The following is an 18,228-nucleotide window of genomic DNA, read 5'->3' as shown; positions in this document are numbered from 1 at the left end:
CCCCTTAGCCCAGCAGCGAAATGTCGGCGACGCCGAGGAACAACCCACGCAGACGCGCCAGCAGCGCATAGCGGTTGGCTCGCACCTTGGCATCTTCGGCGTTGACCATCACCGCTTCGAAGAACGCATCCACCGGCTCGCGCAAGGCGGCCAGACGTGCCAGCGATTCACTGTACTGACGCGCAGCCGCCATTGGCTGAACAGCCTGGTCAGCCTGCTGGATCGCCGAATACAGGGAGAACTCGTTGGCGTTGTCGAAGTACTTGGCTTCAACGACCGAAGGAACGGTGCCTTCGACCTTGCTCAGCAAGTTCGATACGCGCTTGTTCACTGCGGCCAGGGCTGCGGCTTCCGGCAATTTGCGGAACGCTTCTACCGCTTGTACACGCTGATCGAAATCCAGCGCCGAACCCGGCTTCAGGGCACGGACCGACAGGTAAGTCCCGACATCAACGCCTTCGTCTTCATAACGGGCACGCAGACGATCGAAGATGAATTCCAGCACCGAGTCATTCAGGCCGGCAGCCTTCACCTTGGTACCGAACGCATTCACGGCAAACGCCACGGCGTCGTTCAGGTCGAGGTCGAGCTTCTTGTCGATCAGGATCCGCAACACACCCAGCGCAGCACGGCGCAGGGCGTACGGGTCTTTGCTTCCGGTTGGCAACATGCCGATACCGAAAATACCCACCAGCGTGTCGAGCTTGTCGGCGATGGCCACGGCCGCACCGGTCAGGGTGGTCGGCAGTTCAGCACCGGCACCGCGCGGCATGTACTGCTCGTTCAGCGCCAGGGCGACTTCTTCCGGCTCGCCGTCGTTGAGGGCGTAGTAGTAACCGGCGACACCTTGCATCTCCGGGAACTCACCGACCATCTCGGTCGCCAGGTCGCACTTGGACATCAGGCCGGCACGGGAAGCCCAGGCCGGGTTGCCACCAATGCGTTGAGCGATGAACGCGGCGAGTCTGGAAACGCGCTCGGCCTTGTCGTAGACGCTGCCGAGTTTTTCCTGGAACACCACGTTCTGCAGACGCAGGTTGAAGTCTTCGAGTTTTTGCTTCTTGTCTTGCTTGAAGAAGAACTCGGCGTCGGTCAGGCGTGGGCGAACCACTTTCTCGTTACCGGCGATGATCTGCTGCGGGTCTTTGCTTTCTATGTTGGCCACGGTAATGAAACGAGGCAGCAACTTGCCGTCGGCATCCAGCAGGCAGAAATACTTCTGGTTGTCCTGCATGGTGGTGATCAGTGCTTCTTGCGGCACGTCGAGGAAACGTTCTTCGAACGAGCACACCAGCGGCACCGGCCATTCAACCAGCGCGGTCACTTCGTCGAGCAGGCTTTGCGGCACGATGGCCGTACCTTCCTGCAGCGTCGCCAGTTCTTCGGTGCGCTTGCTGATCAGCTCGCGACGCTCGTTGGCGTCGGCCAGCACATAGGCTGCACGCAGGTCATTCAGGTAGTTGGCCGGCGAGGTGATGCGAACGCTTTCAGGATGGTGGAAGCGGTGACCACGGGAATCGCGGCCGGCCTTTTGCGCGAGGATGGTGCAGTCGATGACGTGGTCGCCAAGCAACATCACCAGCCATTGGGTCGGGCGAACGAATTCTTCTTTGCGAGCACCCCAGCGCATGCGCTTGGGGATAGGCAGGTCGTTCAGGGAGTCTTCGACGATGGTCGGCATCAGGCTCGCGGTCGGCTTGCCGGCGATGCTTTGGCTGTAGCGCAGTTTCGGACCGCTCTGATCGATTTCGCTCAGGTCGACGCCGCACTTCTTGGCGAAGCCCAGGGCTGCTTGAGTCGGGTTGCCTTCGGCATCGAACGCGGCCTGACGCGGCGGGCCGTCGAGGTTGATGCTGCGATCCGGCTGCTGGGTCGCCAGCGCGGTAATCAGCACGGCCAGACGACGTGGCGCGGCGTAGACGGTTTTGGTTTCGTAGTTCAGGCCGGCAGCTTGCAGGCCTTTGTCGATACCGGCCATAAACGCTTCGGCCAGGGTGTTCAGGGCTTTGGGTGGCAGTTCTTCGGTGCCCAATTCAACCAGAAAATCTTGAGCACTCATTGTGCAGCCTCCAGCTTGGCCAGTACTTCATCACGCAGGTCCGGGGTCGCCATCGGGAAGCCCAGCTTGGCGCGAGCCAGCAGGTAGGCTTGCGCAACGGAACGCGCCAAGGTGCGTACACGCAGGATGTATTGCTGACGCGCAGTCACCGAGATCGCCCGGCGCGCATCCAGCAGGTTGAAGGTGTGGGACGCCTTCAACACCATTTCGTAGCTCGGCAACGGCAATGGCTGATCGAGTTCGATCAGGCGCTTGGCTTCGCTTTCATAGAAGTCGAACAACTCGAACAGCTTCTCGACGTTGGCGTGTTCGAAGTTGTAGGTCGACTGCTCCACTTCGTTCTGGTGGAACACGTCGCCGTAGGTCACCTTGCCGAACGGACCATCAGCCCAGACCAGGTCGTAGACCGAGTCCACGCCTTGCAGGTACATGGCCAGACGCTCAAGACCGTAAGTGATCTCGCCGGTCACCGGGTAGCACTCGATGCCGCCCGCTTGCTGGAAGTAAGTGAACTGGGTCACTTCCATGCCGTTGAGCCAGACTTCCCAGCCCAGACCCCAGGCGCCCAGCGTTGGCGACTCCCAGTTGTCTTCGACGAAACGGATGTCGTGCACCAGCGGGTCGAGGCCCACGTGCTTGAGGGAGCCCAGGTACAGTTCCTGGAAGTTGTCCGGGTTCGGCTTCAGGACTACCTGGAACTGGTAGTAGTGCTGCAGACGGTTCGGGTTTTCGCCGTAGCGGCCGTCAGTCGGGCGACGACTGGGCTGCACATAAGCGGCGTTCCAGGTTTCCGGGCCAATGGCGCGCAGGAACGTGGCAGTGTGGAAAGTGCCGGCGCCTACTTCCATATCGTAGGGCTGAAGTACCACACAACCTTGCTCGGCCCAGTATTGCTGGAGGGCGAGGATCAAGTCTTGGAAGGTACGCACGGCTGGCGTAGGCTGGCTCACGAAATTCACCTGTTTCTTGGGCTGCGATTTAAAGAGCGGGAGTATACCCGATTCGGTCCTGCGCACGCCCCCTGGAGCCTTATGCCACGCTGCTTTTGGTGTACCGAAGATCCGCTGTACATGGCTTATCACGATCAGGAGTGGGGCACGCCGCTACGCGATGCGCAGGGTTTGTTCGAGTTGCTTTTGCTCGAAGGGTTCCAGGCCGGGCTTTCCTGGATCACTGTGTTGCGCAAACGAGAGCGTTATCGCGAGGTGCTGTTTGGCTTCGACGTGCAACGCGTGGCACAGATGAGCGACGCGGAAATCGATGAATTGATGCTTGATCCGGGGATCATCCGCAATCGCCTCAAACTTAATGCCGCCCGGCGCAATGCCCAAGCCTGGCTGGCGCTGGAGGACCCGGTGGCGTTTCTCTGGTCGTTCGTCGGCGGAACGCCGGTGATCAATCATTTCAAGGATCGCAGTGAAGTGCCCGCCGTGACACCGGTCGCCGTCGAGATGAGCAAAGGCCTGAAAAAAGCCGGTTTCACGTTCGTCGGCCCGACCATTTGTTATGCGTTGATGCAGGCCTCGGGCATGGTCATGGACCACACTCGCGATTGCGATCGCTACGCCACCTTGGCGAACGGCGGTTAGAATAGCCGCCTCGCGCACAGCACAAGATCAGGAGTGACCTGTGGATAAGTTGAAAGGCGCCTTGCTGGTAGGCGCTCTGCGTCTGTTTGCCCTGCTTCCTTGGCGGGCCGTGCAGGCGGTGGGTTCAGCAATTGGCTGGATCATGTGGAAAACCCCTAACCGTTCCCGCGATGTGGTGCGGATCAACCTCGCCAAGTGCTTCCCACAAATGGACCCGGCCGAACGCGAGCGTTTAGTCGGACAGAGCCTGAAAGACATCGGCAAGTCCCTGACCGAGAGCGCTTGCGCGTGGATCTGGCCGGCTCAGCGTTCCATCGACCTGGTGCGCGAAGTCGAAGGTCTCGATGTGCTCAAGGATGCCCTCGCCTCCGGCAAAGGCGTGGTTGGCATCACCAGCCATCTGGGCAACTGGGAAGTGTTGAACCACTTCTATTGCAACCAGTGCAAACCGATCATTTTCTACCGTCCGCCCAAGCTCAAGGCGGTGGATGACTTGCTGCGCAAGCAGCGGGTGCAATTGGGTAACCGAGTGGCCGCTTCCACCAAGGAAGGCATCCTCAGCGTGATCAAGGAAGTGCGTAAAGGGGGGGCAGTGGGCATTCCGGCTGACCCGGAACCGGCCGAATCCGCCGGGATCTTCGTGCCGTTCTTCGCCACTCAGGCCCTGACCAGTAAATTCGTGCCGAACATGCTGGCCGGCGGCAAAGCGGTCGGCGTGTTCCTGCATGCGCTACGTCTGCCGGACGGTTCGGGTTACAAAGTGATCCTCGAAGCCGCCCCCGAGGCCATGTACAGCACCGATACCGAAACCTCCTGCGCGGCGATGAGCCAGGTGGTCGAGCGCTATGTGCGGGCTTATCCGAGCCAGTACATGTGGAGCATGAAGCGCTTCAAGAAGCGTCCGCCGGGCGAAGAACGCTGGTACTGATGCTGCTGTGGATAACTCCGCAGGTTGAGATCTTTTGATCTTGGCCTGCGTTATCTCTTATCAGTGCGCCTGACGCTCAAGCTTTTTCAAAAACACCATCATCTCCTTCTCAGCCTGCTTGTCGCCATGGTTGCGGGCGGCTTCCAGGCCCTGTTCCCAAGCCTGACGTGCCGCCGCGTAATCCGCCAGCGCCAGATGGGCCTTGCCCAATAGCTTCCAGGCCGCCGAATACTTCGGATCGAACTCGACGCAGCGCTGGAAATGCTCTGCGGCTTTGGCATTTTCACCCAGATCCAGATAACCCTTGCCCAGACCGAAGCGCAGCAGGGAGTTATCCACACCCTTGGCGAGCATTTTTTCCAGGGATTCGATCATTGATGGCACCTTTGGTTTTTGATCGTTCCCACGCTCCGCGTGGGAATGCAGCCCGGGACGCTCTGCGTCCCATTCAAAGCCGAACGCGGAGCGTCCGTTGAGGCATTCCCACGCAGAGCGTGGGAACGATCATCAGAAAAAGCTCAACCCCACATGGAACAGCTTTTCCACATCCCGAATATGCTTTTTATCCACAAGGAACAGAATCACATGGTCGCCGGCTTCGATCACTGTGTCGTCGTGGGCGATGATCACTTCTTCGTCGCGGATGATCGCGCCAATGGTGGTTCCTGGTGGCAGGCCGATGTTTTCAATGGCCTTGCCGATCACCTTGCTCGACTTCGAATCACCGTGGGCGATGGCCTCAATGGCTTCCGCCGCACCTCGACGCAATGAGTGCACGCTGACGATATCGCCGCGCCGCACGTGGGCCAGTAACGTGCCGATGGTCGCCAATTGCGGGCTGATGGCGATGTCGATGTCGCCACCCTGGATCAGGTCGACGTAGGCCGGGTTGTTGATGATCGTCATCACCTTCTTCGCGCCCAGGCGCTTGGCCAGTAGCGACGACATGATGTTGGCTTCGTCGTCGTTGGTCAGCGCCAGGAAGATATCGGCGTCGGCGATGTTTTCCTCGATCAGCAGGTCGCGGTCGGAGGCACTGCCCTGCAACACCACGGTGCTGTCGAGGGTGTCCGAGAGATGGCGGCAGCGGGCCGGGTTCATCTCGATGATCTTCACCTGATAACGGCTTTCGATGGCCTCGGCCAAGCGCTCGCCAATCTGCCCGCCGCCAGCAATGACGATGCGTTTATAGCTCTCGTCGAGGCGGCGCATTTCACTCATTACCGCGCGAATATTCGCTTTGGCGGCGATGAAAAATACTTCGTCGTCGGCCTCGATCACCGTATCGCCCTGGGGCAGGATCGGTCGGTCACGACGGAAAATCGCCGCAACGCGCGTTTCGACATTCGGCATGTGTTCGCGCAGCTGTCGCAGTTGCTGACCCACCAGCGGACCGCCGTAATAGGCTTTCACTGCCACCAGTTGCGCCTTGCCTTCGGCGAAGTCGATTACCTGCAACGCACCCGGATGCTGGATCAGGCGTTTGATGTAGTTGGTAACGACTTGCTCCGGACTGATCAGCACGTCGACCGGAATCGCTTCGTTATCGAACAGTTCGGCGCGGGTCAGGTACGCGGCTTCGCGGACCCGGGCGATCTTGGTCGGTGTGTGAAACAGAGTGTGAGCGACCTGACAGGCCACCATGTTGGTTTCGTCACTGTTGGTCACTGCAACCAACATGTCGGCGTCGTCGGCACCGGCCTGACGCAGGATGGTCGGCAGCGAACCGCGACCCTGCACGGTGCGGATGTCCAGCCGATCGCCGAGGTCACGCAGGCGTTCGCCATCGGTGTCGACCACGGTGATGTCGTTGGCCTCGCTGGCCAAGTGTTCCGCCAGCGAACCGCCGACCTGCCCTGCGCCGAGGATGATGATTTTCATCCAGTCACTCCCTTAAAACCGGTTAACCGCGCGCGGCGGCAATCTTGATCAGCTTGGCGTAGTAGAACCCGTCGTGGCCGCCTTCCTGGGCCAGTAATTGGCGACCGTGAGGTTGCTTGATACCGGCTTGAGTCGCGAGGTCCAGTTCACGGGCACCCGGCGTGCGAGCGAGGAACGCTTCGATGACTTCGGTGTTCTCGGTCGGCAGCGTGGAGCAAGTGGCGTAAAGCAGAATGCCGCCCACTTCCAACGTTATCCACATGGCATCGAGTAGCTCGCCCTGAAGCACCGCCAGCGCGGCGATGTCATCGGGTTGGCGGGTCAGTTTGATGTCCGGGTGACGACGGATCACCCCGGTGGCCGAGCACGGCGCGTCCAGCAAAATGCGCTGGAACGGTTTGCCGTCCCACCAGGTCGCGGTGTCGCGGCCGTCGGCGGCGATCAGTTCGGCGCTCAGGCCCAGGCGTGCAAGGTTTTCCCGTACCCGCACCAGACGCTTGGCTTCCAGATCCACCGCCACCACGCCGGCGAGTGCCGGCTCGGTTTCAAGGATGTGGCAGGTCTTGCCGCCCGGTGCGCAGCAGGCGTCCAGCACCCGTTGGCCTGGCGCCAGGTCCAGCAGGTCGGCAGCCAGTTGCGCGGCTTCGTCCTGCACGCTGATCCAGCCTTCGGCGAAACCCGGGAGGCTGCGCACGTCGGCAGCGGCGTCGAGGATAATGCCGTCCTGACTGTAAATGCACGGCGTGGCAGCGATGCCCGCGTCGGTCAGCAACCCGAGATAAGCATCGCGGGTGTGATGGCGACGGTTGACTCGCAAAATCATCGGCGGGTGAGCGTTGTTCGCCGCGCAAATGGCTTCCCACTGCTCAGGCCAGAAGGCTTTGAGGGATTTTTGCAGCCAGCGCGGGTGAGCGGTGCGCACCACCGGGTCGTGTTCCAGCTCGGCCAGTAGCGCTTCGCTTTCCCGTTGGGCACGGCGCAGCACGGCGTTGAGCAAAGCTTTGGCCCACGGCTTTTTCAGTTTGTCGGCGCAACCGACGGTTTCGCCGATGGCCGCGTGGGCCGGAACCCGGGTATAGAGCAGTTGGTAAAGACCGACCAACAACAGCGCCTCGACATCGGCATCAGCTGCCTTGAACGGCTTTTGCAGCAACTTGGCCGCCAGCGCCGACAAACGTGGCTGCCAGCGAGCCGTGCCAAATGCCAGGTCCTGGGTGAAGCCGCGATCGCGGTCTTCGACTTTGTCCATTTGCGTCGGCAGAGAACTGTTGAGTGAGGCTTTTCCGTTAAGAACAGCAGCAAGTGCCTTGGCGGCAGCCAGACGTGGATTCATTGAGCGTCCGCCGTCTGACCAAGGACGGTGCCGACGGCGAATTTCTCACGACGGCTGTTGAACAAGTCGCTGAAGTTCAGCGCCTTGCCGCCGGGCAATTGCAGACGGGTCAGGCACAGCGCCTGTTCACCGCAGGCGACGACCAATCCGTCCTTGCTGGCACTGAGGATTTCACCCGGTGCGCCCTGCCCTTCGGCCAGGCTCGCAGCCAGCACTTTCAGCGCTTCGCCGTTCAGCGTGCTGTGGGTGATCGGCCAAGGGTTGAACGCGCGAACCAGACGCTCCAGCTCAACCGCCGGGCGGCTCCAGTCAATGTGTGCTTCGTCCTTGTTCAATTTGTGTGCGTAGGTGGCGAGGCTGTCGTCCTGCACTTCGCCTTCCAGAGTGCCTGCAGCCAGGCCGGCAATCGCCTGAACCACGGCCGGTGGGCCCATCTCTGCGAGACGATCGTGGAGGCTGCCGCCGGTGTCTTCGGCACTGATCGGCGTGGTGACCTTGAGCAGCATCGGCCCGGTGTCGAGGCCCAGTTCCATACGCATCACGGTCACGCCGCTCTCGCTATCGCCCGCCTCAACGGCGCGCTGGATCGGCGCCGCACCGCGCCAGCGTGGCAGCAAGGAGGCGTGGCTGTTGATGCAACCCAGGCGCGGAATATCCAGCACCACTTGCGGCAGGATCAAGCCGTAGGCGACCACCACCAGCAAATCCGGTTTCAGTGCAGCCAGTTCAGCCTGAGCGTCTTCGTTGCGCAGGGTTGGAGGTTGCAACACCTGGATGTTGTGTTCCAGAGCCAACTGCTTGACCGGGCTCGGCATCAGCTTCTGCCCACGGCCTGCCGGACGGTCCGGTTGGGTGTAGACCGCAACGATCTCGTAAGGACTGTCGAGCAGAGCCTTGAGGTGTTCGGCGGCGAATTCCGGGGTACCGGCAAAGACAATGCGCAGTGGCTCAGTCATGGGAAGCTCTCAATTACAAAGCAGTCGCAAAAGAAAAAGGCTTGCCGCAGCAAGCCTTTGAAAGAAGGGCATCAAGCGTTCTGGCGATGGAGCTTTTCCAGTTTCTTCTTGATCCGGTCGCGTTTGAGCGTGGACAGGTAATCAACGAACAATTTGCCGTTGAGGTGGTCGCATTCATGCTGGATGCATACCGCAAGCAGGCCTTCGGCGATCAGTTCGTACGGTTGGCCGTCGCGGTCCTGGGCCTTGATCTTGACCTTTTGCGGGCGATCGACGTTTTCGTAGAAGCCCGGCACCGAGAGGCAGCCTTCCTGGTACTGGTCCACCTCGTCAGTCAGGACTTCGAACTCGGGGTTGATGAACACTCGCGGTTCGCTGCGGTCTTCGGAGAGGTCCATTACGACGATACGTTTGTGCACGTTGACCTGGGTCGCGGCGAGGCCGATGCCTGGCGCTTCATACATTGTTTCAAACATGTCATCGACCAACTGACGCACTTCGTCGTCCACTACAGCCACTGGTTTGGCGATAGTACGCAGGCGCGAGTCGGGGAATTCGAGGATGTCTAAAATGGCCATAAGCTCAATTGCTGCACGTGTGAGGTAAAGTCGGGTCGATGGCCTGGCGAGTCCGAGGATGCAGGCTACCGTTGTGAACGTAGCTTCCGGCTTTTCAATAAGGAGCCGGTAGCGAGCCACGAGGGCTCTGGCGTTTCACGCGAACGTACATAATAAAGGGATTCACCGCATGAGGAAATCACTACTCGCCTTGCTCCTTCTGGCCTCGGCCGGTTTTGCGCACGGGCAAGTGCAACTCAGGGAAGGTTTTCCACAGCAATACACCGTGGTGGCAGGGGACACACTCTGGGACATTTCCGCCAAATACCTGCGTGAACCGTGGGAGTGGCCGCAGCTTTGGCAGGCCAATCCACAGATCGAAAACCCCAATCTCATCTATCCGGGCGATACGCTGTCGCTGGTCTACGTCAACGGTCAGCCACGCCTGACCCTCAATCGCGGCGCTTCCCGGGGCACCATCAAGCTTTCGCCACGAATCCGCAGCTCGCCGGTGGCCGATGCCATTCCGAGCATTCCGCTGAAATCGATCAACAGCTTTCTGCTGAGCAATCGCATCGTCGACAAGGTCGAGGATTTCGACAAGGCGCCCTACATCGTCGCCGGCGATGCCGAACGGGTGCTCAGTGGCACCGGTGATCGAATATTCGCGCGTGGCCATTTCGACCCGGCCCAACCGGTGTACGGCATCTTCCGTCAGGGCAAGGTCTACACCGATCCGCAGAGCAAGGAGTTTCTGGGGATCAACGCCGACGACATCGGTGGCGGCGAGATCATTGCCACTGAAGGCGACGTCGCCACCCTGGCCCTGCAACGCACCACTCAGGAGGTGCGACTCGGCGACCGGCTGTTTGGCGGTGAAGAGCGCTCGATCAACTCGACCTTCATGCCCAGTGCGCCGGCAACCGACATCAACGGCTTGATTATTGATGTGCCGCGTGGGGTCACCCAGATCGGCGCGCTGGATGTCGTCACGCTGAACAAGGGACAGCGCGATGGCTTGGCCGAAGGCAATGTGCTGGTGGTGATGAAAACCGGTGAAACCGTGCGTGACCGGATTACCGGTCAGCCATTGAAAATTCCCGACGAGCGGGCCGGTTTGCTGATGGTATTCCGCACCTACGACAAGCTCAGCTACGGGCTTGTCCTTAACGCATCGCGCTCCCTGGCGGTGATGGACAAGGTGCGAAATCCTTAAGCCTGCTAACAAGTTACCAACAGAGTTATCCACAGCTTATTCCCGATTCGACGGGACTCTATAACGATCAAGGATGATCCATGTCGCTGTCTGCCTGTACGTCCATTTCCCCTGCGGAACTGGAAGCCCGTTTACGCCTGCACCGTTTGCCGGAACTCGGCCCTGCGCGTTTCAAGAAGTTGCTTGAGGCCTTCGGCTCTGCCTCCAAAGCCATCAGCGCACCGGCCAGCGCCTGGCGTGCATTGGGCCTGCCACTCGCCTGCGCGGAAGCCCGGCGCTCCAGCGAAATTCGTGACGGCGCCAGTCATGCATTAGCCTGGTTAGAGCGCCCGGGCCAGCATTTACTGATGTGGGACCAACCTGACTACCCCGCGTTGCTCGCGCAAATCAGTGATGCGCCGCCGCTGTTATTCGCCGCAGGCGATCCGGGAATACTGGAAAAACCACAGCTGGCGATGGTCGGCAGCCGTCGTGCTTCGCGACCGGGCATGGACACCGCCGCCGCGTTTTCCCGCACGCTGGCCGGCGCCGGTTTTGTCATCACCAGCGGTCTGGCCCTGGGCATTGATGCTGCGGCGCATCAGGCGGCTCTGGACGTTGGCGGGCAAACGGTCGGCGTACTTGGCACGGGGCTGGAAAATTTTTATCCACAGCGAAATCGGCGACTGGCGGACGCCATGATCGCCTCGGGCAGCGCGGTCCTTTCGGAGTTCCCGCTGGACGCTGGCCCTTCCCCCAGCAATTTCCCCCGGCGCAATCGAATCATCAGCGGTTTGTCCCTCGGTGTGCTGGTGGTCGAGGCGAGTGTTGCCAGTGGTTCGTTGATCACCGCGAGGCTGGCGGCGGAACAGGGGCGTGAGGTGTATGCGATTCCAGGGTCGATCCATCACCCTGGGGCAAAGGGTTGTCATCAGCTGATCCGCGACGGTGCGGTGCTGGTGGAAACCATCGAGCACATCCTCGAAGCCTTGCGCGGCTGGCAACGGCTGCCGTTATCCACAGACACACCGACGGAAACTCACCCGCTGCTCATATTGCTCCATGCCGCGCCCCACACCAGTGAAGCTTTGGCGGTCACCAGTGGCTGGGCGTTGTCAAAAGTGCTGGCAGCGCTGACGGAACTGGAAATGGACGGCAGGGCAGTCTGCGAAAGCGGCCGATGGTTTGCGCGGGTAAACTAGGTTTTATAAGCAAGATCGGTAAACTGCGCAGAGCCTTATTCCGGAGAATCTTTCATGGTCAACAGTTGGCGTGTGCAACAAGCCGCACGAGAAGTTCGCGCCGGGGCGGTCATTGCCTATCCAACCGAAGCTGTCTGGGGCCTGGGTTGCAACCCGTGGGACGAAGAGGCAGTGGATCGTCTGCTGCTGATCAAGGGGCGGTCTGTGGATAAAGGCTTGATTCTGGTGGCCGACAATATCCGCCAGTTCGACTTCCTCTTCGAAGACTTCCCTGAATTGTGGATGGATCGCATGGCCAGCACCTGGCCAGGCCCGAACACCTGGCTGGTGCCGCATCAAAATATGTTGCCCCAGTGGATTACCGGTGTGCATGAAACGGTGGCGTTGCGGGTTAGCGATCACCCATTGGTGCGGGATTTGTGTGCGTTGGTCGGGCCGTTGGTTTCAACCTCGGCCAACCCTCAGGGGCGGCCGGCGGCGCGGACGCGGATTCGCGTGGAGCAGTATTTCCGCGGGCAGGTTGATTGGGTGCTGGGTGGTAATCTGGGTGGGCGCAAGAATCCGAGCGTGATTCGTGATCTGGCGACCGGCCACGTGGTGCGCCCAGATTAATGTGGCGAGGGGGCTTGCCCCCGTTCGGGTGCGAAGCACCCGCCAATGAGCGCTGTGTTCTAACTGACAGACCGCATTATCACGTTGGGGACTGCTACGCAGTCCAACGGGGGCAAGCCCCCTCGCCACAGTCTGGTGTCAAGGCAATAGAATCGTCGAGCCAGTCGTACGCCGCGCCGATAATTCGGTCTGTGCTTTCGCCGCTTCAGCCAATGGATAGCGCTGGCTGATGTCTACCGTAAGCTTGCCGCTGATGATCATCTCGAACAACTCATCGGCCATGCTTTGCAGGTTTTCAGCGTTGTTGGCGTAGGTCGCCAGGGTCGGTCGGGTCACGTACAGCGAACCCTTTGCCGCGAGAATTCCCAGGTTCACTCCGTCTACTGCGCCCGAAGCATTACCGAAACTCACCACCAGCCCTCGAGGCGCGACGCTGTCGAGCGACGTCAGCCAGGTGTCTTTGCCTACGCCGTCGTACACCACCGGCACTTTTTTACCGTCAGTCAATTCCAGCACGCGTTGTGCGACGTTTTCATGGCTGTAATCGATGGTCGCCCAGGCACCATTGGCTTTCGCCAGGGTGGCTTTCTCTGCTGAACTGACCGTGCCAATCAGCTTCACGCCCAAGGCCTTGGCCCATTGGCAGGCCAGGGAACCGACGCCCCCCGCCGCTGCGTGAAACAGGATGGTTTCGCCACCCTTGAGTTCATATGTCTGACGCAGCAGGTACTGCACGGTCAGGCCTTTGAGCATCACGCCGGCGGCTTGTTCGAAGCTGATGGCATCTGGCAGATGTACCAGATTGGCTTCCGGCAATACATGAACGTCGCTATAAGCGCCCAATGGGCCACTGCCGTACGCCACGCGATCGCCGATCTTGAAGCGGGTGACTTCGCTGCCGACTGCTTCGACCACACCCGCGCCTTCAGCGCCCAGGCCCGACGGCAAGGCAGGTGGCGCATAAAGGCCACCGCGGTAATAGGTGTCAATGAAGTTCAGGCCGATGGCCTTGTTGGTCACGCGCACCTGCAGCGGGCCGGGTTCGGCGGGCTGGTAATCGACATGCTCGAGTACTTCGGGGCCGCCATGGGCGCGGAACTGGATACGCTTTGCCATCTGCACTCTCCTTAGGTCTTGGCTTCTAGAGTTGTAGCGCCAAGCGCCCTATCGAACTCCCAAGCTTGATCTTCGTCAACTGTGGCGGCACAAGGTGCAGTGTTATCCTACGCAGCAATTTGCCGCCGGCCTGTATCAGCGCCGCGTAGCTTTGCCCGATTCAAGGTGATGCCATGACTACCCGCACCGAGGCCGTAAAAGCCTACCTGCTCGACCTGCAAGACCGCATATGTGCTGCCCTGGAAGCTGAAGACGGCGGCGCGCGTTTCGTCGAAGACGCCTGGACCCGGCCGGCCGGTGGCGGCGGTCGCACCCGGGTGATCGAAAACGGCGCGGTCATCGAAAAGGGCGGCGTCAACTTTTCCCACGTCTTTGGCAGCGGACTCCCACCCTCCGCCAGCGCTCATCGGCCAGAACTGGCCGGCCGAGGCTTCGAAGCCTTGGGCGTGTCTTTGGTGATTCACCCGCACAACCCTCATGTACCGACATCCCACGCCAACGTGCGCTTTTTCATCGCTGAAAAAGAAGGTGAAGAGCCGGTCTGGTGGTTCGGTGGCGGCTTCGACCTGACCCCTTATTACGGTAATGAAGAAGATTGCGTGCACTGGCACCGCGTCGCCGAACAGGCCTGCGCGCCGTTCGGGCCAGACGTCTACCCGCGCTACAAGGCCTGGTGCGACAGTTACTTCCACATCAAGCATCGCCATGAGCCGCGTGGCATCGGCGGCCTGTTTTTTGATGACTTGAACGAGTGGGACTTCGACACCAGCTTCGCCTTCATGCGCGCCATCGGCGATGCGTTCATCGATGCGTACCTGCCGATCGTGCAGCGCCGCAAGAACGATGCGTTCACGGCCAAACAGCGTGAATTCCAGGAGTTTCGCCGTGGTCGTTACGTCGAGTTCAACCTGGTCTATGACCGCGGCACGCTATTCGGCCTGCAATCGGGCGGGCGTACCGAGTCGATCCTGATGTCGCTGCCACCGCAAGTGCGCTGGGCCTACGACTGGAAAGCCGAGCCGGGCAGTGAAGAAGCGCGCCTGACCGAGTACTTCCTGCAAGACCGCGATTGGTTGGCCAAGGCCTGATTCCAGGGTTTGAGTTTTTGCATCGTCGGGGCTGCAGTCAAGATCGCAGCCTTCGGCAGCTCCTACGGTTGAGGAATGTAGATGGATCGTTACGTCGTATTCGGTAATCCGATTGGCCACAGCAAGTCGCCACTGATCCACCGTTTGTTCGCCGAGCAGACGGGGCAAAAACTGGACTACAGCACCTTGCTGGCGCCCCTCGACGATTTTTCCGGCTGTGCCCAGGCATTTTTCCGTGAAGGGCGTGGGGCGAATGTGACGGTGCCGTTCAAGGAAGACGCTTATCGTTTGGCGAACAGCTTGACCAAGCGGGCGCAGCGGGCCGGCGCAGTGAATACCCTGAGCAAACTGGCCGATGGCAGTTTGCTGGGCGACAACACCGATGGTGCCGGGCTGGTAAGGGACCTGACGGTCAATGCCGGTTTCAGCCTTGCAGGTAAACGCATCCTGCTGCTCGGGGCCGGCGGTGCGGTGCGCGGGGCGCTGGAGCCGTTGCTGGCGGAACAACCAGCGTCAGTGATCATCGCCAACCGCACGGTGGAAAAGGCCGAATTGCTGGCCGAATTGTTCGCGGACCTGGGGCCGGTATCGGCCAGTGGTTTCGATTGGTTGCAGGAGCCGGTGGACCTGATCATCAACGCTACGTCGGCGAGCCTGTCAGGCGATGTACCGCCGATTGCCAGCAGCTTGATCGAGCCGGGCAAGACGGTTTGCTACGACATGATGTACGGCAAGGACCCGACCTCCTTCTGCCGCTGGGCCAGCGAGCACGGCGCGGCGGTGGCGATGGATGGCTTGGGGATGTTGGCCGAGCAGGCGGCGGAAGCTTTTTACCTGTGGCGCGGTGTGCGCCCGGATACGGCGCCGGTGCTGGCCGAGCTCCGACGCCAGCTCGCCGCTTAGTTCTCTGTGGCGAGGGAGCTTGCTCCCGTTGGGTTGCGAAGCGACCCTAAAATCTGCGGGCGCTTCGCACCCGAGCGGGAGCAAGCTCCCTCGCCACAGTGGTCGGTGTTTATTCCAGGGTTGGGTGTTTCAATCTTCGAAGCGGATCGGGCATTTCTCCGCCCCTTCGAGCTTCCTCAACTCCTCCACCACCTGCGGCCGCGCCCGCCGCAGGGTCAGGCTGCGATCCTGGCGCAGCAGCCGTCGCGCTTCCTGGTGCAGCATTTCCACGCCCGAATAGTCGATGAAGTTGATCTGCTGCGCCTCGATCACGACCCGCGCGCCGTGCATCCGTTGCAATCGCACTTGCAGGTAATGGCTGGCGCCGAAAAAGATCGAACCGCCGACTCGCAGAATGTCCTCGTCGCCCTCACGCCAATGCTGCACCCGAGGTTGCGAGGTGCGTTTGAGGTAGAAGAACAGCGAAGCCAGCACTCCGGCGTAGATCGCTGTTTGCAACTCCAGCAACAGCGTCGCAACACAGGTCAGCGCCATGACCAGAAACTCGGCACGGCTTACCCGCAACAACGCGCGAATGCCGCGATGGTCCACCAATCCCCAAGCGATCAACAAAATGCTGCCGGCCATGGCCGGGATCGGAATGTGCGCGATCAATACCGCACCGAAGATAGCGAATAAGGCCACCCACATCGCGGAAAAGACTCCCGCCAACGGTGAGCAGGCACCGGCGTCATAGCTCAGGGCCGAGCGGGTGAAGGAACCGGCTGACAGCGAGCCGGAAAAAAACGCACCGACCATGTTCGAAAAACCCTGGGCGCGGACTTCTTGATTGGCGTCGAGCAGCTGTTGCGAACGCACCGACAAGGAGCGGGCAATCGACAGGCTCGTCACCAGCCCGAGCATGCCGACCGCCACCGCGCTGGGCAGCAGGCGCAACACCAGATCCAGATCCAGCGGCAACGGGCTGAAGGGCGGCAGCCGCCCGACAAAGGCGCTCACCAACTGCACATGGCCGAACATCGCTGGCCACAGCCACACTAGCAATCCGCTCAGGGCCAGAGCGATCAACAACGTCGGCCAGCGCGGCACCAGCAGTTTCAGCGCGATGCCCACCCCGACCGTGGCCAGACCCAGTACCAGCGAGGGTTTGTCCACCTCACTGAGATGACTGAACAACAGCAGCAGGCTGTTCAGCGCCGTGGCCTGGTTGAGCACATCCAGCCCAAGCAAGTTCGGCAGTTGCCCAATGGCAATCACCACCGCTGCGCCGAGGGTGAAGCCCAGCACCACCGAGTGAGAGACGAAATTCACCAAGGCGCCGAAACGCAGCAAACCCAGCAGCCACTGGAAAATGCCCGCCAGGAGTGTCAGAAGCAGGATCAGCGAGACGTAGTCCTGCGACGCGGGGACGGCCAGAGGACTGACGCTGGCGTACAGGACGATGGAAATGGCCGCCGTAGGACCGCAGATCAAATGCCACGACGAACCCCAGAGGCAGGCGATCAGCACCGGGATAATCGCGGCGTACAAGCCGTATTCCGGTGGGAGACCGGCAATCAGCGCGTAGGCAATGGATTGCGGCAACGCGAGAATCGCGCCGCTCAGGCCGACAATCAGGTCACGGCCGACGCTGGCGCGGGTTTGCCGGGGCAACCAGGTCAGGAAGGGAAAGAGTGAATGGCGGCTGGGGAAGGCCATGGGTCCTCTCGGGTGGGGTTTTGCGCAAGGGTAGCAGGACGAGACACCGATCGCTGATCGTTCCCACGCTCCGCGTGGGAATGCCGCCATGGACGCTCCGCGTCCGCTTCTGAATGTGACGCGGAGCGTCACGGGATGCATTCCCACGCGGAGCGTGGGAACGATCAGCGCAGGGAGTTACAGCTTCGCTTTCACCGCCGGCAACGCATCCTTTCCGTCCACGGTCTTCACACCGTCCAGCCACTTATCCAGCACCGCCGGATTAGCCTTGATCCACGCCTTGGCCGCCTCGGCGTTGCTGACCTTTTTGTTCACCACCTCGGCCATGATGCTGTTCTCCATTTCTTGGGTAAAACTCAGGTTGGTGAGCAGTTTGCCGACGTTCGGGCAGGCCTGTGCATAACCTTTGCGGGTCAGTGTATAAACGCTGCCGGTGTCACCGAAGTATTTCTCGCCACCCTTCAGGTAATGCATTTTCAACTGCACGTTCATCGGGTGAGGCGTCCAGCCGAGGAAGGTCACGAACTTCTGTTTCTTCACCGCCCGAGACACTTCGGCCAGCATCGCCTGCTCGCTGGATTCGACCAGTTTCCACTGACCCATATTGAAGTCGTTCTTCTTGATGATCTCTTGCAGCGAAATGTTCGCCGGGGCGCCGGAGCCGATGCCATAGATCTTCTTGTCAAACTTGTCGGCGAACTTGTTCAAGTCATTAAAGTTATGCACACCCGCGTCCCACACGTAATCCGGAACCGCCAGCGTGAACTCGGTGCCGTCGAGGTTTTTCGCCAGTTGAGTAACGTCGCCATTGGCCACGAACTTGTCGTAGAAGCCCTGCTGCGCCGGCATCCAGTTACCCAAAAACACGTCCACCTGGCCATCCTTCAGACCGCCGAAGGTGATTGGCACCGCCAGCGTGTCGACCTTGGCCTTGTAGCCCATGCCGTCCAGCAGAAAACCGGTGATGGCGTTGGTTGCAGCGATGTCGCTCCAGCCAGGGTCGGCCATTTTCACCGTCTCGCAGCTTTGCTCGGCGTAGGCCGAGGCACTGCCCAGAGCCAGAAGCCCGACCGTCAGTACTGTGGATAACCTTTGCATGGACTTCCCCTTA

General features: G+C 60.6%; 17 protein-coding genes. 7 read left to right on the top strand and 10 right to left on the bottom strand.

What is annotated here, in order from left to right; all coding sequences use genetic code 11:
* Positions 1-4 precede the first annotated feature (4 nt).
* Together glyS and glyQ are read right to left on the bottom strand one after the other, a co-directional pair.
* On the bottom strand, positions 5-2,059 hold the full coding sequence (gene glyS / locus PMI18_RS10590; RefSeq protein ID WP_007902968.1) for a glycine--tRNA ligase subunit beta: 2,055 nt from the start codon (positions 2,057-2,059) through the stop codon (positions 5-7).
* On the bottom strand, positions 2,056-3,009 hold the full coding sequence (gene glyQ, locus PMI18_RS10595) for a glycine--tRNA ligase subunit alpha (protein ID WP_003213601.1): 954 nt from the start codon (positions 3,007-3,009) through the stop codon (positions 2,056-2,058). The genes glyS and glyQ overlap by 4 nt, the downstream gene beginning before the upstream one ends.
* 81 nt (positions 3,010-3,090) lie before the next feature.
* Between glyQ and tag the strand changes: the two genes are divergently transcribed.
* Positions 3,091-3,648, top strand: coding sequence for a DNA-3-methyladenine glycosylase I (tag, locus tag PMI18_RS10600; RefSeq protein WP_007902964.1), 558 nt, complete (start codon positions 3,091-3,093; stop codon positions 3,646-3,648).
* Between the two features lie 40 nt (positions 3,649-3,688).
* Positions 3,689-4,576: a lysophospholipid acyltransferase gene (locus PMI18_RS10605; RefSeq protein WP_007902957.1), complete on the top strand. Its 888-nt coding sequence runs from the start codon at positions 3,689-3,691 to the stop codon at positions 4,574-4,576.
* A 60-nt stretch (positions 4,577-4,636) separates the two neighbouring features.
* On the opposite strand, the gene PMI18_RS10610 is transcribed toward PMI18_RS10605, so the two are convergent.
* The 5 genes from PMI18_RS10610 to def form a co-directional block, all read right to left on the bottom strand.
* Entirely contained in the window at positions 4,637-4,951 is a 315-nt protein-coding gene (locus tag PMI18_RS10610; protein ID WP_007902954.1) for a tetratricopeptide repeat protein, read from the bottom strand.
* A 132-nt stretch (positions 4,952-5,083) separates the two neighbouring features.
* Positions 5,084-6,457, bottom strand: a complete 1,374-nt coding sequence (gene trkA / locus PMI18_RS10615; protein ID WP_007902951.1) for a Trk system potassium transporter TrkA — start codon at positions 6,455-6,457, stop codon at positions 5,084-5,086.
* Between the two features lie 22 nt (positions 6,458-6,479).
* Positions 6,480-7,790 carry a 16S rRNA (cytosine(967)-C(5))-methyltransferase RsmB gene (rsmB, locus tag PMI18_RS10620; RefSeq protein WP_007902948.1) on the bottom strand — a complete coding sequence of 437 codons (1,311 nt, stop codon included), beginning with the start codon at positions 7,788-7,790 and terminating at the stop codon, positions 6,480-6,482.
* Positions 7,787-8,746, bottom strand: coding sequence for a methionyl-tRNA formyltransferase (gene fmt / locus PMI18_RS10625; protein ID WP_007902946.1), 960 nt, complete (start codon positions 8,744-8,746; stop codon positions 7,787-7,789). Before fmt ends, rsmB begins: the two co-directional genes overlap by 4 nt.
* 71 nt (positions 8,747-8,817) lie before the next feature.
* Positions 8,818-9,324 carry a peptide deformylase gene (gene def / locus PMI18_RS10630; RefSeq protein ID WP_007902944.1) on the bottom strand — a complete coding sequence of 169 codons (507 nt, stop codon included), beginning with the start codon at positions 9,322-9,324 and terminating at the stop codon, positions 8,818-8,820.
* Between the two features lie 169 nt (positions 9,325-9,493).
* Here def and PMI18_RS10635 point away from each other — a divergent pair, with 169 nt between their 5' ends.
* From PMI18_RS10635 to PMI18_RS10645, 3 genes are all read left to right on the top strand, one after another.
* The gene (locus tag PMI18_RS10635) at positions 9,494-10,519 is read left to right on the top strand and encodes a LysM peptidoglycan-binding domain-containing protein (protein ID WP_007902940.1); all 1,026 of its coding nucleotides are present in this window, start codon (positions 9,494-9,496) and stop codon (positions 10,517-10,519) included.
* 80 nt (positions 10,520-10,599) lie between these two features.
* The gene (gene dprA / locus PMI18_RS10640; RefSeq protein ID WP_007902938.1) at positions 10,600-11,700 is read left to right on the top strand and encodes a DNA-processing protein DprA; all 1,101 of its coding nucleotides are present in this window, start codon (positions 10,600-10,602) and stop codon (positions 11,698-11,700) included.
* Positions 11,701-11,754: 54 nt separating this feature from the next.
* Positions 11,755-12,312, top strand: a complete 558-nt coding sequence (locus PMI18_RS10645; RefSeq protein ID WP_007902933.1) for an L-threonylcarbamoyladenylate synthase — start codon at positions 11,755-11,757, stop codon at positions 12,310-12,312.
* Between the two features lie 138 nt (positions 12,313-12,450).
* On the opposite strand, the gene PMI18_RS10650 is transcribed toward PMI18_RS10645, so the two are convergent.
* Positions 12,451-13,428, bottom strand: coding sequence for an NADPH:quinone reductase (locus PMI18_RS10650; RefSeq protein ID WP_007902930.1), 978 nt, complete (start codon positions 13,426-13,428; stop codon positions 12,451-12,453).
* Between the two features lie 173 nt (positions 13,429-13,601).
* Here PMI18_RS10650 and hemF point away from each other — a divergent pair, with 173 nt between their 5' ends.
* Both hemF and aroE read left to right on the top strand, forming a co-directional pair.
* Positions 13,602-14,516, top strand: a complete 915-nt coding sequence (gene hemF / locus PMI18_RS10655; RefSeq protein WP_007902928.1) for an oxygen-dependent coproporphyrinogen oxidase — start codon at positions 13,602-13,604, stop codon at positions 14,514-14,516.
* A gap of 81 nt (positions 14,517-14,597) precedes the next feature.
* Positions 14,598-15,419 carry a shikimate dehydrogenase gene (gene aroE, locus PMI18_RS10660; RefSeq protein WP_007902927.1) on the top strand — a complete coding sequence of 274 codons (822 nt, stop codon included), beginning with the start codon at positions 14,598-14,600 and terminating at the stop codon, positions 15,417-15,419.
* 129 nt (positions 15,420-15,548) lie between these two features.
* Here the strand turns inward: aroE and PMI18_RS10665 are convergent, their stop codons facing one another.
* Both PMI18_RS10665 and choX read right to left on the bottom strand, forming a co-directional pair.
* A complete protein-coding gene (locus PMI18_RS10665) occupies positions 15,549-17,117 on the bottom strand; it encodes a SulP family inorganic anion transporter (protein WP_007902925.1) in 1,569 nt (522 codons plus the stop codon).
* 177 nt (positions 17,118-17,294) lie between these two features.
* The gene (choX, locus tag PMI18_RS10670) at positions 17,295-18,215 is read right to left on the bottom strand and encodes a choline ABC transporter substrate-binding protein (RefSeq protein WP_007902923.1); all 921 of its coding nucleotides are present in this window, start codon (positions 18,213-18,215) and stop codon (positions 17,295-17,297) included.
* Positions 18,216-18,228: the final 13 nt, after the last annotated feature.

Origin of the sequence: Pseudomonas sp. GM102, from assembly GCF_000282555.1 — a bacterium.
In the GTDB taxonomy this organism is placed as follows: Bacteria; Pseudomonadota; Gammaproteobacteria; order Pseudomonadales; family Pseudomonadaceae; genus Aquipseudomonas.
The sequence above is the reverse complement of the archived record's forward strand: the minus strand, read 5'-3'. Positions and strand labels throughout refer to the sequence as shown.